This is a genomic window from Variovorax beijingensis (genome assembly GCF_007828835.1).
In the GTDB taxonomy this organism is placed as follows: Bacteria; Pseudomonadota; Gammaproteobacteria; order Burkholderiales; family Burkholderiaceae_C; genus Variovorax; species Variovorax beijingensis_A.
The window spans coordinates 22,691-36,955 of sequence record NZ_VIVL01000002.1 but is presented as its reverse complement, the minus strand read 5'-3'; the positions used below and the strand labels follow the sequence as shown (position 1 = coordinate 36,955).

Annotated in this window: 14 protein-coding genes; 1 reads left to right on the top strand and 13 read right to left on the bottom strand. The window is 67.6% G+C overall.

All coding sequences use genetic code 11. The features are described from left to right. Nucleotides 1-36: 36 nt before the first annotated feature. The 7 genes from ftsL to dksA form a co-directional block, all read right to left on the bottom strand. Entirely contained in the window at nt 37-384 is a 348-nt protein-coding gene (ftsL, locus tag FB547_RS06490; protein WP_145740650.1) for a cell division protein FtsL, read from the bottom strand. Between the two features lies 1 nt (nt 385). Continuing rightward, nucleotides 386-1,312, bottom strand: coding sequence for a 16S rRNA (cytosine(1402)-N(4))-methyltransferase RsmH (rsmH, locus tag FB547_RS06485; RefSeq protein WP_145740648.1), 927 nt, complete (start codon nt 1,310-1,312; stop codon nt 386-388). A gap of 8 nt (nt 1,313-1,320) precedes the next feature. Beyond that, nucleotides 1,321-1,749, bottom strand: a complete 429-nt coding sequence (gene mraZ / locus FB547_RS06480; RefSeq protein ID WP_012746060.1) for a division/cell wall cluster transcriptional repressor MraZ — start codon at nt 1,747-1,749, stop codon at nt 1,321-1,323. A 269-nt stretch (nt 1,750-2,018) separates the two neighbouring features. Continuing rightward, a complete protein-coding gene (gene hslU, locus FB547_RS06475) occupies nt 2,019-3,347 on the bottom strand; it encodes an ATP-dependent protease ATPase subunit HslU (protein WP_145740646.1) in 1,329 nt (442 codons plus the stop codon). A gap of 2 nt (nt 3,348-3,349) precedes the next feature. Next, on the bottom strand, nt 3,350-3,895 hold the full coding sequence (hslV, locus tag FB547_RS06470; protein ID WP_012746058.1) for an ATP-dependent protease subunit HslV: 546 nt from the start codon (nt 3,893-3,895) through the stop codon (nt 3,350-3,352). Between the two features lie 74 nt (nt 3,896-3,969). After that, complete coding sequence (locus FB547_RS06465; protein WP_145740644.1) at nt 3,970-5,652, bottom strand: STAS domain-containing protein; 1,683 nt, start codon at nt 5,650-5,652, stop codon at nt 3,970-3,972. A 45-nt stretch (nt 5,653-5,697) separates the two neighbouring features. Next, nucleotides 5,698-6,321, bottom strand: a complete 624-nt coding sequence (dksA, locus tag FB547_RS33795; protein WP_012746056.1) for an RNA polymerase-binding protein DksA — start codon at nt 6,319-6,321, stop codon at nt 5,698-5,700. A 757-nt stretch (nt 6,322-7,078) separates the two neighbouring features. On the opposite strand from dksA, the gene FB547_RS06455 reads away from it, so the two are divergent. Beyond that, nucleotides 7,079-8,566 (top strand): YdgA family protein, encoded by a 1,488-nt coding sequence (locus FB547_RS06455; protein WP_261380235.1) that lies wholly within the window; start codon nt 7,079-7,081, stop codon nt 8,564-8,566. Nucleotides 8,567-8,692: 126 nt separating this feature from the next. Here FB547_RS06455 and FB547_RS06450 read toward each other — a convergent pair whose 3' ends face one another. The 6 genes from FB547_RS06450 to dapF form a co-directional block, all read right to left on the bottom strand. Continuing rightward, nucleotides 8,693-9,745, bottom strand: coding sequence for a CobW family GTP-binding protein (locus FB547_RS06450; protein ID WP_145740642.1), 1,053 nt, complete (start codon nt 9,743-9,745; stop codon nt 8,693-8,695). Nucleotides 9,746-9,830: 85 nt separating this feature from the next. After that, nucleotides 9,831-11,051 carry a class I SAM-dependent rRNA methyltransferase gene (locus FB547_RS06445; protein WP_145740640.1) on the bottom strand — a complete coding sequence of 407 codons (1,221 nt, stop codon included), beginning with the start codon at nt 11,049-11,051 and terminating at the stop codon, nt 9,831-9,833. After that, the gene (locus tag FB547_RS06440) at nt 11,048-12,067 is read right to left on the bottom strand and encodes a tyrosine recombinase XerC (protein WP_145740638.1); all 1,020 of its coding nucleotides are present in this window, start codon (nt 12,065-12,067) and stop codon (nt 11,048-11,050) included. The genes FB547_RS06445 and FB547_RS06440 overlap by 4 nt, the downstream gene beginning before the upstream one ends. Further along, a complete protein-coding gene (locus FB547_RS06435; RefSeq protein ID WP_145740637.1) occupies nt 12,051-12,689 on the bottom strand; it encodes a YdcF family protein in 639 nt (212 codons plus the stop codon). The genes FB547_RS06440 and FB547_RS06435 overlap by 17 nt, the downstream gene beginning before the upstream one ends. Beyond that, complete coding sequence (locus tag FB547_RS06430) at nt 12,686-13,384, bottom strand: DUF484 family protein (protein ID WP_021005622.1); 699 nt, start codon at nt 13,382-13,384, stop codon at nt 12,686-12,688. Before FB547_RS06430 ends, FB547_RS06435 begins: the two co-directional genes overlap by 4 nt. Continuing rightward, nucleotides 13,381-14,265 (bottom strand): diaminopimelate epimerase, encoded by an 885-nt coding sequence (dapF, locus tag FB547_RS06425; protein WP_145740635.1) that lies wholly within the window; start codon nt 14,263-14,265, stop codon nt 13,381-13,383. The genes FB547_RS06430 and dapF overlap by 4 nt, the downstream gene beginning before the upstream one ends.

Here is a 14,265-nt window from a genome sequence, read left to right as displayed (position 1 = left end):
GGGAGCGAGCTTGCTTGGGACGGCCCGGCGCGGCGCTCATCGCTGGGTCCTCGCGACGGGTTTGGCCGCTGGCGTCGCAGGCGGCGCCGGCGGCGGCGCCACCACGGCCGGGATCACCGTGCCGTCGGGCCGCACGTACTGCGTGATGGCCGGCGTGGTGGTGCGCATCTGCAGCTGCTCCTTGGCCAGCTTCTCCACGCGCAATGGCGTGGCCTGCGCGCGCTTTTCCACCTGCAGCCGGTCGTGGTCGAGCTCGAGCCGCCGGGCCTCCTGCTGGGTGCGGTCGAGCTCGGTGTAGAGCTGGCGCGACAGGTACTGCGTGTGCACGAGGTAGAGCGCGGAGGCGACCACCGCGAGCAGCAGGAGCAGGTTGAGGCGGGCCATGTCAGACAGACTCGGCGGTGCGCTCGGCCACGCGCAGGATCGCGCTGCGCGAGCGCGGGTTGCCGCTCACCTCTTCGGCCGAGGGCTTGATGCGCTCGAGCGCGCGCAGCTTCATGGCCTTCGGGGCGGCGAACGGCGCGCGGCGGTCGTACACCTCCTTCGAGTGCCTGGCGATGAACTGCTTCACGATGCGGTCTTCCAGCGAATGGAAGCTGATCACCGCGAGCCGGCCCCCGGGTTGCAGCACGGAAAGGCTTGCCTCTAGCGCCTGTTGCAGCTCTTCAAGCTCGGCGTTGATGAAAATCCGAAAAGCCTGAAATGTGCGCGTTGCAGGGTTCTGGCCCGGCTCGCGGGTTTTGACCGCGCCAGCCACGAGCTCGGCCAGTTCGGTGGTGGTTGAAATTGCGCCCCGTTCTTGTCTGCGAGCAACAATCGCCTTTGCAATCTGAACAGCAAACCGTTCTTCGCCATAGTCACGGATCACCTCTGCAATCTGCTGAAGTTCGGCCGTTGCCAGCCAATCGGCCACGCTCTCGCCGCGCGTGGTATCCATGCGCATGTCGAGCGGACCGTCGAAACGAAAACTGAAACCGCGCACCGGGTTGTCGATTTGCGGCGAACTCACGCCCAGGTCCATCAGCACACCCGCCACGCTGGCATCGGGCAATTCGCCCAGCGAACGGAATCCCTGGTGCCGGATGGAAAAACGCGCATCCGAGATGCGCGCTGCTTCGGCCACCGCTTCCGCATCCTTGTCGAATGCGATCAGCCTGCCTTCCGGCGCCAGCCGCGCGAGGATTGCGCGCGCATGCCCTCCACGCCCGAAGGTCGCATCCACGTAGGTGCCGGTGGCTGCCTTGCTGCCGGAAAGAAGGGCTTCCACCGCTTCGTTCAGCAAGACGGTCGTATGGGTCCATGGAGTGTTCACGTCGGTCCTCAGAACGCGAAGTCCTGAAACACATCCGGCATCTCGCCCTGGGTGGCCTCGGCCTCCTTGGCCTCGTAGGTCGCCTTGTCCCAGAGCTCGAAGTGGTTGCCCATGCCCAGGAGCAGCGTGTCGCGCACGATGCCCGTGGCGGCACGCAGTTCGGGCGACACCAGGATGCGTCCGGTGCCGTCCATCTCCACGTCCATGGCGTTGCCGAGGAAGACGCGCTTCCACCACTGTGCCGACATCGGCAGCGCGGCGATGCGCTCCCTGAATTTCTCCCACTCGGGACGCGGGAACACCATGAGGCAGCCGTGCGGATGCTTGGTGATCGTGAGCTGGCCGCCCGCCGTGGCGCTCAGGACGTCGCGATGCCGGGTCGGCACGGAGAGCCGCCCCTTGGCATCCAGACTGAGCGATGAAGCGCCTTGAAACACGACCAGAACCCCTGTATTGGGAATGCCGCAGCACCCGAAAGAGGCACCACCCGCACTTTTTCCCACTTAACTGCACTTTTTTGCACTGTAGCAGGAAACACTTCAGACGCAACTGGCCGTTGGTGCTATTTTTTGTAATGGAATCAACGACTTAGCGCCGATTTCCAAACCTGGAAATCGGCGAATTTCGTTGAGAATTAAGCACTTAGCTCACGCAGTGAATGTGATGCGTGAAGCGCGGCCGCCGTTACAGGGGCCGCAAAGCGGCTTCAGAGGATGAAGCGCGAAAGATCTTCGTCGTGACTTAGTGCCGCAAGGCGCTCGTCGACATAAGCGGCATCGATGCGGATGGTCTGCCCCTCGATGCGGGTCGCGTCGAAGCTTACCTCATCCAGCAGACGCTCCATCACGGTCGACAGGCGGCGTGCGCCAATGTTCTCGGTGCGCTCGTTGACCTCGTACGCGATGGTGGCCAGACGGTTCACGCCGTCGGGCGTGAATTCGAGCGTGACGCCCTCGGTGGCAAGCAGCGCCTGGTACTGCTTCACGAGCGAGGCGCGGGTCTGCGTGAGGATGCTCTCGAAATCGGACACCGAGAGCGACTGCAGTTCGACGCGGATCGGAAAGCGCCCTTGCAGCTCGGGGATCAGGTCGCTCGGCTTGCTCAGGTGGAAGGCGCCGCTCGCAATGAAGAGCATGTGGTCGGTGCGCACCACGCCGTACTTGGTGCTCACGGCCGTGCCCTCGACCAGCGGCAGCAGGTCGCGCTGCACGCCCTGGCGCGACACGTCGGAGCCCTGGGCCTCGCTGCGCGTGGCGACCTTGTCGATCTCGTCGATGAAGACGATGCCGTTCTGCTCGGCGTTGGTGATGGCCTGCGTGCGGATCTCGTCCTCGTTGACGAGCTTGGCCGCTTCCTCGTCGATCAGCAGACGCATTGCCTCGGCGATCTTGAGCTTGCGCGTCTTGCGCTTGCCGCCGCCGAGCTGGCCGAACATGCCGCGCAGCTGCTCGGTCATTTCCTCCATGCCGGCCGGGCCCATGATCTCGAGCGGCGCGCGGGCTTCGGCCAGGTCGAGCTCGATTTCCTTGTCGTCGAGCTGGTGCTCGCGCAGCTTCTTGCGGAAGGCCTGCCGCGTGGGGTTGGGGCCGTCCAGCGCCGGCGCGGCGCCGTCCGCGCCGCGCGCAGGCGGCAGCAGCACGTCGAGGATGCGCTCCTCGGCGGCATCTTCGGCCCGTGCGCGCACCTTGGCGCTCTCGGCCTCGCGCGTCTGCTTGACGGCAATCTCGGCCAGGTCGCGAACGATCGAGTCGACATCCTTGCCGACATAGCCCACCTCGGTGAACTTGGTGGCTTCCACCTTGATGAAGGGCGCATCCGCCAGGCGCGCAAGGCGGCGTGCGATCTCGGTCTTGCCCACGCCCGTGGGGCCGATCATGAGGATGTTCTTGGGCGTGATCTCGGTGCGCAGCTTCTCCTCGACCTGCTGGCGGCGCCAGCGGTTGCGCAGCGCAATGGCCACGGCACGCTTGGCGGCCGGCTGGCCGACGATGTGGTTGTCGAGCTCGGAGACGATTTCCTGCGGGGTCATGGACATGGTCAGAGCGCTTCCACCGTGTGGTTCATGTTCGTGTAAATGCAGATTTCACCGGCTATCGCCAGCGATTTGCGCACGATCTGCTCGGCCGTGAGCTCGGTGTTGTCGATCAGCGCCTTGGCGGCGGACTGGGCGTAGGCGCCGCCGGAGCCGATGGCGATCACGCCGTCTTCGGGTTCCAGCACGTCGCCATTGCCGGTGATGATGAGCGAGGTGGTGGCATCGGCCACGGCCAGCATGGCCTCGAGCTTGCGCAGCACGCGGTCGGTGCGCCAGTCTTTCGTGAGCTCGACGGCGGCGCGGGTGAGGTGCCCCTGGTGCTTCTCGAGCTTGGCCTCGAAGCGCTCGAAGAGCGTGAAGGCGTCGGCCGTGGCGCCGGCAAAGCCCGCGAGCACCTTGCCGTGATAGAGCCGCCGCACCTTGCGCGCGGTGCCCTTGATGACGATATTGCCGAGAGTGACCTGCCCGTCCCCGCCGATGGCGACTTGGTCGCCCTGGGGGGTCTTGCGGCGCACGCTCACGATGGTGGTGCCGTGAAACTGTTCCATCGAAGCCATCTGGGGATGCCGCAGGGCAATGCAAGCCCGCGGCTGCTACCGAATGTGCGCAGCGCCAGGGCGCCCTAGTTCTTCCGCAGGGCCACGGTCGCATGGTCGGCGATGCCGACCAGGTCGAACAGCACCGCGATCAGCCGATGGGCATCCACGAACTGCACGCGCTCGCCCTGGGCGTCGCGCGCCCGCACCCAGCCAAGCAGCGTGCCGGCGGCAGCCAGGTCCATGCGCAGCAGCGCGGCGCACGAGATGACGGGCGCCGTGGTGTTGCGCAGGTCCGTATCGAGACGCTGCAGGCTCGAATGCGCCTCGCCGCGCAGATCGCCGGCCAGCGCGGCAAAGCCGGTGTCGGTGGTGGGAAAGCTCTCCGATTCGCCATTGACCGAGAGCAGCGACCACACGGAGTTCGAACGGCTTGCCGCCGGTGCGGCCACCGAAGTGCAGGCGCCCTTGGGGTCTTGCCAGGCCGGCGGCGACACCTCGTAGGTGATGCAGTAGTTGAGCGCCACCAGCTCGAAGTCGTCGGGCATGTTCATCATGCGCAGTGCAGCCAGATGCAGCTGCCACCAGACGTCCGGCGTGCCGCGCTCGTTGTTGGGCGTGGCCTCGGCCAGCACGGCCAGCAATTTCGCGGCGCCGATGAAGCGCAGCTGGACCGGCGAATCGGCCCAGTGTGCAAACAGCACGCGCAGCGGCGCGGCGGCGTCGGCCTCGATGGCGACCAGCGCGCGCCAGTCGAGCGTCCAGACCGAGCCGGCCTGCGACAGCGCCCGCGTGAGCTGGATCAAGCCGTCGCGCGCCAGGCGTGCCGGGCTGGCCCAGTCGGCGCCGGCCGGCGCCAGTTCTGCGAGTTCGCTGGCGGCCACCGCCTTCACGCTGCGCGCCAGTTCGTCGAGCGAGACCCAGTCCGGTCCCATGCGCTTCATGCGCTGCGCATAGCGCATGCGTGCCGCGGCGAACCTGGCGGCGTCGCCGGTGGCGCGATACAGGTCGAACAACGTGCGCCAACGCGCGTCGTCGCGCTCGGTGGTGGCGTGGTCGCCCTCGGCCGCTGCGCTTTCGGAGGCCAGGGCCTGAAGAAGAATGGCCTCGGCGCCGGCATCGTCGCCGTGCGCGAAGCGGATCACGGCTTCTTCGAGCGCGCCGTCGCGCGCGAGCCGTGCCGACAGCAGCGAGGTGCCGCTGGCCGCCGGAACGCCCGCAGCGGGCGCGGCAGGCGCAGCCGCGGCAACCACGGCCGGTGCCGGCACGACGGCAGGCGCCGGCGCGGGGCCGTAGGCCGGCGCGGCAAGCAGGCTGGCCAGCTCGGCTGCGTCGACGGGCGGCGGCAGGGTTTCGGCGCCGGCATCGGGCGGCGCATTGGACAGCACCTCGCCGTTGGGGCCGCGGCCCTTCCACCACTGCTGCGACATCTGCTCCTCGATCTCGTCGATCTTCTTGAGCGTGAGCGCGCGCCCCTCGGATTTCTCCGTGGTGCTGTTCAGGTTGAAGGAAGACGGCGTGACCGTTCCTTCGAAGGCGTGGGCGGCGGCTTCGCGCTGGCGAAGCTTGCGCAGCATGTCGAACTCGCGCCGGCGAACGAAATCGTTGCGCTGGCGCCGCTCGATCATCTCCTTGAGCATTTCGCGGCTGTAAGCCTGCTCGGGCAGCGTGGAATCCGCAGTCGAATTCAGCTCGGACCAATCCTTGAGCGGATTGCGGACGAACTTTGCCACCTTGGAAAAAAGGCGGCCCGACTCTTCCTTTGGCATCGACGAGGTTTCGAGGCGAACAGGTTCTCTTCTTCGGCCGCTCGTTCAGTCCCCGAACATCTTCTGCTTGAGCTCGCGGCGCTGCTGCGCTTCGAGCGACAGCGTGGCGGTGGGACGCGCCAGCAGGCGGCCGACGCCGATGGGTTCACCGGTTTCGTCGCAATAGCCGTAGTCGCCGGCATCGATGCGCTGGATCGACTGCTCGATCTTCTTGAGCAGCTTGCGCTCGCGGTCGCGCGTGCGCAGCTCGAGCGCGTGCTCTTCCTCGATGGTGGCGCGGTCGGCCGGATCGGGCACCACCACGGTGTCTTCGCGCAGGTGCTCGGTGGTTTCGCCGGCATTTTCGAGAATGCCGCGCTTGAGTTCGACCAGCTTCAGGCGGAAGAACGCCATCTGCTTTTCATTCATGTACTCGGAGTCGGGCATGGCGATCACCTCGGCATCGGTCAACTCGGCAGCCGACTTGGCTTTCCAGTTGTTGGCGAGCTTCGGGTCTTTTTTCACCGCGACGGGAGGCGGCGGCACCAGTGCATTGGAAGGCGCCTGCGAGAAGGAGGACTTGGCCGCGGTGGAAGCCACCGATTGCGGCATGGAAGGCACGGTCAGCTGCGACAGCCGGGACACGCGGCCACCTCGCGCGGGGGCGGGTGCAGCGGTCTGAGCGGGCATCGAAGGTGTCGCCGTGGCGGAAGAAGAGGCGGCAGCCGTTTTTTTCATTGGGATCGGAGGGGCAGAAGGAACGGCAGCAGTGCGGCCGACGGTTTTGGATGGCGGTTGACCCGCGACTGCAGTTTTGGTTGCGCTCCTGTCCGGGGCGGATGCCACCGGCGGCGCAGCAGACTTTGCAGGCTTGACGGGCTTCTTTGCAACGGTCGCGGCCTTGGCCGACGGCGTTGCTGGCTTCTTTGGAGCGCTTTTTGGTTTCGTGGCCGGGGCCTTTGCAGCGGAAGAACTCTTTTTTGCCGCGGGTACAGCCGGCTTTGCAGCCGCCGCTTTCTTGGCGGCGGGCTTGGTTGCTGGCGTGGCCTTGGCGGCGGGCTTCTTCACGGTGACTGGCTCCTTGAACGAACTGGAACGCGCTTTCACTGGGTGTCTCCTCCCAAGGGAACCACGGCGGGTTTCAAGCCGCGCGGGCTCCACTCGTCGGAGTGCTCGCAGTGACGAACCCCGGGGTTATACCCCCGAAAGCCCGCCAGGAACCTGCGGCGCCCCGCACCGTCAGCCACATCCCGCCCCATCGGGCGAAGGCGTGGCTGCCGGAACAGGCGCGCGATTGTATAGAGAACTCGAATCGAAGGGTGATGTGCCTGCAACCCCCTTGTCTCCGGTAGCATCGCCGGCGCTGCCGGAGGGGGTAGCAAGACCTGCCGAAATCGCCGGGGGAGCGGTGCGGGTCGATCTCATTCATACAAAAGAGAAATCAATCTTGAGCAAAAAAGCAGTTCTGGGCGTGCTGGCTGCGGCCATCGCACTTGCCTATGGTGGCGGCACGTGGTTGGCCGGCTCGAAAGTAAAGTCCAGCTACGAGGCCGCGCTGGACGAGGTGCCGAAGCAGACTGCGCTGGTGCGCGTGGTCGAGCGCAGCTACGAACGCGGCTTCTTCGGTGCCGTCAGCACAGTGACGATCGAACTCGGCTGCGCAGCCGATGCGGCCGCCGCGGCGCAGGTGCCTGCCGCCAAGCCCGGCGAGGAAGAGGATGAGGATGAGGAAGAAGAAGCGGAAGAAGCCGCCACGCCGTTCAAGGCGGTGCGTATCACCTTCCGCGACACCATCCGCCACGGCCCGCTGGCCGGTGGCACGCTGGCGGCAGCCATCATCGACAGCGAACTGGTGCTGGACGTGAAGGGCCAGGCCAAGGCCGAACAGATCTTCGGCAAGGCCAAGCCCCTGACGGCGCACACCAAAGTGTCGTTCGACGGCGCCTACACCACCGACCTGGCGGTGGCGCCCGCCAGCCTGGCCGAGGAAGGCAAGGCCCGGTTCGCCTGGCAGGGCGCGCAGGCCCGCATCGAGATGAACGGCGCCCGGACCCGTGTGCACTACGACCTGACGATGCCGGGGCTGGATGTCAGCGATGCGCGCACCGGCGCCACGCTGAAGATGGGCAAGCTGGCCGGCAAGGCCGACATGGACAAGAGCGAGGGCTGGATCCTGGCCACGGGCAAGACCGAGGCCCGGCTCGACAGCCTCGAATTCGCAGCCCCCAAGGGCCTGGGCGGCGCCGCGGGCGGCGAAGGCAAGGCCCTGCCGGCCGTGCTGCTGCAGAACATCGACATGCTTGCCGAAGCCACCATCGCGGACGGGCTCTACGCATCGACCGGTACGGTCAAGGGCACCGGCAAGATCGGCGAGACGAAGATCGACAAGTTCGAGATGAGCAGCGGCGGACGCCGCATCCACGCCGCCGGCTACAAGAAGCTGGCCGATGCCTGGATGCAGTCGAGCGCCGCGAACGGCTGCGGCAAGGGCGGCAACAAGGCCTCGCAGGCGGCGATGAAGGTGCTGTTCGACCAGCTGGCGCCCGACCTCAAGGCCATGGCCAAGTACAGCCCCGAGATCGGGCTCGACAGGATGCTGGTCGAAATCGGCGGCAAGCGCGGCGAGATCAGCTACACGGCCGGCATGGCCGGCGTGACCGACGAAGACCTGCAGGCACCCGGCATGGCATTGCTCATGAAGCGCGGCGTGCTCAAGGCCAGCGCGCGGCTGCCGATGCAATGGCTGGAACAGCTGGCCGCCACCGGCGCCGAGAGCGGCCAGACGCCGCCGCCCGAAATGATGGCGGGGCTGGTCGAGCAAGGCGAGCAAAAGGGCTTCGTCAGGCGCGAGGGCGATGACGTCACCGCGCAGATCGAATACGCCGAAGGCGGCCTGAAGCTCAACGGCAAGCCGCTGGGCGCACCAGGCCGGTAATTCCTCCCTCCCCTTCGGGGGAAGGCCGGGGTGGGGGGCACGGCAGCCCCGAAAAAAGCACGGCGCCTGATCGGCGGCCCGCCCCCATCCCACCTTCCCCCAGCGGGGAAGGAGCAAGTCGGGGCCTCAGACCAGGCACTGCTCCAGGCCTTGCTCCAGGATCTCTCGCGGCAGCTCGATGCCGATGAACACCATGCGGCTCTGGCGGGCTTCGTCCTTGCCCCACTCCGGGCCCAGGTCGCTGCCCATCAGCTGGTGCACGCCCTGGAAGATCACCTTGCGCTCGGTGCCCTTCATGTTCAGCACGCCCTTGTAGCGCAGCATGCGCGGACCGTAGATGTTGACGATGGCGCCCAGGAAGTCTTCCAGCTTGGCCGGGTCGAAGGGGCGGTCGGCCTTGTAGACGAAGCTCTTGACGTCGTCGTCGGTGTGGTGATGGTGGCCGTGGCCCTCGTGCTTGTGCGAGGGGTGGTCGCAATGCTCGCCATGCGCGTGGTCATGGTCGTGATGGTCGTGGTCGTCTTCCTTGAGGAAGTCGGGGTCGATGTCGAGCTTGGCGTTCAGGTTGAAGCCGCGCAGGTCGAAGATGTCCTTGAGCGGCACATCGCCGAAATGCGCCTTCTGCTGCGGCGCGCGCGGGTTCATGTGCTTCAGGCGATGAATCAGCGCATCGGTCTCCTCGGCCGACACCAGCTCGCTCTTGCTGATGAAGATCTGGTCGGCAAAGCCCACCTGGCGGCGCGCCTCCTGGCGGTCGTTGAGCTGCTGCGGCGCATGCTTGGCGTCGACCAGCGTCAGGATGGAGTCGAGCAGGTAGCTCTCGGCGATCTCGTCGTCCATGAAGAAGGTCTGCGCCACGGGGCCGGGGTCGGCCAGGCCGGTGGTCTCGATCACCACGCGGTCGAAGTCGAGCAGGCCCTGGCGCTTCTTGGCGGCCAGCAGCTGCAGCGCCTCGCGCAGGTCTTCGCGGATGGTGCAGCAGACGCAGCCGTTGCTCATCTGCACGATCTGCTCCTTCGACTCGGTCACGAGGATGTCGCTGTCGATGTTCTCTTCGCCGAACTCGTTTTCGATCACCGCGATCTTCTGGCCATGGGCCTCGGTCAGGATGCGCTTGAGCAGCGTGGTCTTGCCCGAGCCCAGGAAGCCGGTGAGGATGGTGGCGGGAATGAGGGCCATGGGTGTGCTCCGGAAACGGAAAACAGGAAGAAAAGGGATTGGGCCGGCAGTTTAGCCAATGCCACTCAGTTGCGTTGGTGCGGGGTCAAGCAGGCTTCCTCACCACCACCAGGCCCTTGAGGTATTCGCCCTCGGGAAACTCGATGGTCATGGGATGGTCGGGCGCGGCACCAAGGCGTTCGCTGATGTAGCCGTCCACTTGCGCGTCGATACCGGCCGAAGCCACGATCTTGTGGAAAAGATCGGCGCTGATGCCGCCCGAGCACGAAAAGGTCAGCAGCACGCCGCCGGGCTCCAGCAGCTTGAGCGCGAGGCGGTTGATGTCCTTGTAGGCGCGGGCGGCGCGCTCGGCATGGGCCGCTGTGGGCGCGAACTTGGGCGGGTCGAGCACGATGGCGTCGAAGCTTCGGCCCTGCTCGATGAATTCGCGCAGCACGGTGTTGACGTTGGCGTCCAGGAATTCCGTCTTCAGGCCCGAACCCTCGGCGCCGAAGCCGTTCAACGCCAGGTGCGCGCGCGCCCGCTCGAGTGCCGGCTGCGACGAATCGACCGACACCAGTTCGGCGCCTTCCACCGCGCCGGCCGCCCGCAGGCCCGCGAGCGCGGCCACCGTGAAGCCGCCGGTGTAGCAGAAGCAGTTGAGCACGCGCCGAAAGCGCCGATGCTGCGCCAGTTCGGCAAAGCGCTGGCGGCTGTCGCGCTGGTCAAGGTAGAAGCCGGTCTTGTGGCCGGTGGCGATGTCGAGCGAAAGCTTCCAGCCGTGCTCGCGAATCGTGATCTCGGTGGCGCCCTCCCCGCGCAGCCAGCCGGTGACCGGCTTCAGGCCTTCGCGTTCGCGGCCGCTGGCGTCGGAGCGCTCGTAGAGCTTGTGCAGGCCGGTCGCCGCGAGCAGCGCATCGGCAATCGCGGCCTTCCAGCGCTCGACGCCGGCTGACAGGAACTGCGCCACTAGCGTGTCGCCATACCGGTCGACGATCAGGCCCGGCAGCCCGTCGGCCTCGCCGTGGACCAACCGGACACCGTCGCTCTGCAGGTCGAAAAGCGCCCTGGCCGCCACCGCGCGGGCGCACACCGACGCCAGGAAGGCGGCATCGATGCGCTGCGTTTCGACAAAGCTCCAGGCCCGCGCACGGATCTTGGACACCGGGCTGAAGGCGGCCCAGGCCAGGAAGGCGCCGTCATGGGATTCGACGCGCACCGTCTCGCCCGAATCGGCACCGCCGCGTGCAATGGCGGATTCGAAGATCCAGGGATGGCGGCGCTGCAGCGAGCGCTCCTTGCCGGGCTTGAGGCGGAGGGTTTTCATTTGGTTGGCTTGTTGTTGTCGTCGTTCTTCGGCTTGGCGCGCGGGCCCTCGGGGCGCGCCTGCGCGCGCGGGTGTGCCGCGTCATACACCTTGGCCAGGTGCTGGAAGTCCAGCCGGGTATAGACCTGCGTGGTCGCGATGTTGGCGTGGCCCAGCAGTTCCTGCACCGCGCGCAGGTCGCTGCTCGACTGCAGCACATGGCTCGCGAACGAATGCCGCAGCATGTGCGGATGCACCGGCGCCGCAAGGCCGGCCTTGAGGCTGCGCTCGCGCAGCAGCTTCCACACCGCCTGCGAGGACATGCGCACGCCCTTGCTGCTGATGAAGAGCGCCGCCGCGCCCGCCGGGTCGCGCAGCGCGGCCGTCGACAGCGCCGCGCATTCGCCGCGCACCGCGAACCAGTCGCGCAGCGCCTCGGCCGCCTTGCTGCCGATCGGCACGATGCGCCGCTTGCTGCCCTTGCCGAGCACGTTGGCCTCCAGCGCGTCGAGATCGACCCAGCCGCGGGCCGTGCCGCTGGCGCGCGCATCGAGGCCGGTGAGCTCGCTCACGCGCAGGCCGCAGCCGTAGAGCACCTCGACGATCGCGCTGTCGCGCGCCTCGGTCCAGGGGTCGGCCTCGGGGTCGTAGAGTTCGGCAAGCCGCACCGCATCGTCGACCGCCAGCGCCTTGGGCAGCGGCCGCGCGGCCTTGGGCGCATGCACGTCCTTCACGGGATTGAAGCCCACCAGCCCCTCGTTGCCGAGCCAGCGGTAGAAGCTGCGCCAGCACGAGAGCACCAGCGCAATGCCGCGCGGCTCGCGTCCCGCGCCGTGCAGCTGCGCCATCCAGCGCCGGATGTGCGCGGTCTGCACGCGGTCGAGCGAGAGCCCGGCCTGTGCGGCATGGGCCGCGAGCGCCTGCAGGTGGATGGCGTAGAGCTCGACCGTGCGCGCCGCCAGCCGGCGCTCGACGCGCACATGCTCCAGGTACTTGTCGACCCAGCCGGTCCCCGCCGTCTCAGTGGAGGTAGCCATTGAACGCATTGTTCACGACAGCCAGAGGCTCGCGCAACGCACCCTTGAAAACCATGCCCCAGCGGCGCCAGCAGCGCGTGCTCGCCGCCGCGTACTGGACATCGAAGTCCCTGTCGAAGCCGCTGGCCCGCACCAGGCGCTCCACGCGCCACAGGTGGTAGGGCTCCGACACCACGATCACGCCGTGCACGCCCGCCGCCTGCAGCAGCGGACGCGACATGGCGAGGTTCAGGCGGGTCGAGGTCGATGCCGGCTCCAGCAGCAGCGGCCCGGCGTAGCCCTGGGCGCGCGCATGCCGCTGCATCACCTCGGCCTCGATGCGGCCGTCTTCCTTGTCGACGCCGCCCGACAGCACCAGCTTCTTCGCAAGGCCCGCATCGGCCAGCGCGATGGCGGCATCGACCCGGCCCGTCAGGCAGGGATTGGGCTTGCCATCGAGGTAGGCGCGGTTGCCCAGGACCAGCGCTGCGTCGGCCGGCCATTGCGGCGGATTGGCAAGCGCCTCGACCGCGCGCCGCCAGATGACGGCCGCAACGACCAGGTAGGCCAGCAGTCCGGCCAGCAGCACCGTCCACAGCACGGGCCGCGCGGCGGCCCGCCAGGACCGGCGCTGCCCGCTCAAGGCCGCAGCCGCGACAGCGCGCCCGAGGCCAGTTCCGCGATGCGTTCGAGAAAGTCGGTGCCCATTTCGGCGTTGAAGCGCTGCGCGTCCGGCGAGGCCAGCACCAGGAGGCCGAAGGCCGGCGACTCGGCATCGGGCCGCAGCGGGATCAGCGCGATCGACATCGCGCCGGCCGGCTCGGGCAGCCAGTTGGCCGCCTCGAAGCCCGAGTTGAGCCCGCAGTAAGGCGAGGTCAGCGAGGTGGCCAGCGCCTTCACGTCGTCGCTCACCCACTGCGCATAGGCTTCGTTGAGGTAGTCGGCGCCGCAGTCCCACACCTTGATGGCGGTCTGCGGCACCAGGAACAGCGACTGCAGGTCGACCGCGATGCGGTAGGGCAGGCTGCGCGGGTCGCGCGTGGTCAGCAGGCCGCTGGTCCAGCGCTGCAGGCGGTCGGCGATGACCACGTTCTCGGTGCCGTGGCGCACCATGTCCATCAGTCGATGTTCCAGCGCCTTGATCTTCTCGCGCAGCATCTCGGCCTGGCGCTCCTGCAGGCTCACGGCGCGGTTGCCGTGCGGGCTGGTGAGCTGCACCTGCGCCAGCAGCTGCGCGTGCCGCTCGAAGAAGTCGGGCGTGTTCGCCAGGTAGTTGGCGATGTCGTCTTCGGTGATCGGGTTCATGGCGTCGTCTTTGTTGTTTCTGAAGTGGGTCATGGCAGCTCGGGCACCTCGATGTCTCCCTCGAAAACCGTGGTGGCCGGGCCGGTCATGAGCACCGGATGGCCCTCGCCTTCCCAGCCGATCGTGAGCACGCCGCCATGCGTCTGCACATCGACCCGGCGCTCCAGCAGGCCGAGCCGGATGCCCGCCACCACCGCCGCGCAGGCGCCGGTGCCGCAGGCCAGCGTTTCGCCGGCGCCGCGCTCGAACACGCGCAGCCTGACGTGCGTGCGGTCGACCACCTGCATGAAGCCGGCATTCACCCGCTGCGGAAAGCGCGGATGGTGCTCGATCTGCGGGCCCTGCCGGGCCACGGGCGCGGTGTCGACGTTGTCGACCACCTGCACCGCATGCGGGTTGCCCATCGACAGCACCGCGACCGACACGATGGCCGAGTCGGCATGCGTGCCGAGGGCCAGGTGCCAGGTGTGCCAGGCGCCGTCGGGCTGCGGATCGAGGCCGGCGGTGTCGAAGGGCACGCGCGCGGGCTCGAAGACGGGCGGCCCCATGTCGACCGTGACGCGGCCGTCTTCGCCCATGCGCGGCTCGATGATGCCGGCCAGCGTTTCGACGCGCACCGTGTCCTTCTCGGTCAGGTGGTGCTCGCGCACGAAGCGCATGAAGCAGCGCGCGCCGTTGCCGCACTGCTCCACCTCGCCGCCGTCGGCGTTGTGGATCACGTACTGGAAATCGACCCCCTCGGCCGCGCCCTTGGAGGGCGGCCGCACCGTGAGGATCTGGTCGGCGCCGACGCCGAAATGGCGGTCGGCCAGGAAGCGGTACTGCGCGGCCGTGAGGCCCAGCGTGCCGCGCGTCTCGTCCAGCACGACGAAATCGTTGCCGGCACCCTGCATCTTGGTAAAGCGGATTCGCAT

What these genes read in the sequence shown, in the direction of transcription:
- ftsL (WP_145740650.1), bottom strand. Translation starts at nt 384, where the DNA reads ATGGCCCGCCTCAACCTGCTCCTGCTGCTCGCGGTGGTCGCCTCCGCG.
- hslU (WP_145740646.1), bottom strand. Translation starts at nt 3,347, where the DNA reads ATGTCCATGACCCCGCAGGAAATCGTCTCCGAGCTCGACAACCACATC.
- hslV (WP_012746058.1), bottom strand. Translation starts at nt 3,895, where the DNA reads ATGGAACAGTTTCACGGCACCACCATCGTGAGCGTGCGCCGCAAGACC.
- FB547_RS06465 (WP_145740644.1), bottom strand. Translation starts at nt 5,652, where the DNA reads ATGCCAAAGGAAGAGTCGGGCCGCCTTTTTTCCAAGGTGGCAAAGTTC.
- dksA (WP_012746056.1), bottom strand. Translation starts at nt 6,321, where the DNA reads ATGCCCGCTCAGACCGCTGCACCCGCCCCCGCGCGAGGTGGCCGCGTG.
- FB547_RS06450 (WP_145740642.1), bottom strand. Translation starts at nt 9,745, where the DNA reads ATGGCCCTCATTCCCGCCACCATCCTCACCGGCTTCCTGGGCTCGGGC.
- FB547_RS06445 (WP_145740640.1), bottom strand. Translation starts at nt 11,051, where the DNA reads ATGAAAACCCTCCGCCTCAAGCCCGGCAAGGAGCGCTCGCTGCAGCGC.
- FB547_RS06440 (WP_145740638.1), bottom strand. Translation starts at nt 12,067, where the DNA reads ATGGCTACCTCCACTGAGACGGCGGGGACCGGCTGGGTCGACAAGTAC.
- FB547_RS06430 (WP_021005622.1), bottom strand. Translation starts at nt 13,384, where the DNA reads ATGACCCACTTCAGAAACAACAAAGACGACGCCATGAACCCGATCACC.
- dapF (WP_145740635.1), bottom strand. Translation starts at nt 14,265, where the DNA reads ATGCGAATCCGCTTTACCAAGATGCAGGGTGCCGGCAACGATTTCGTC.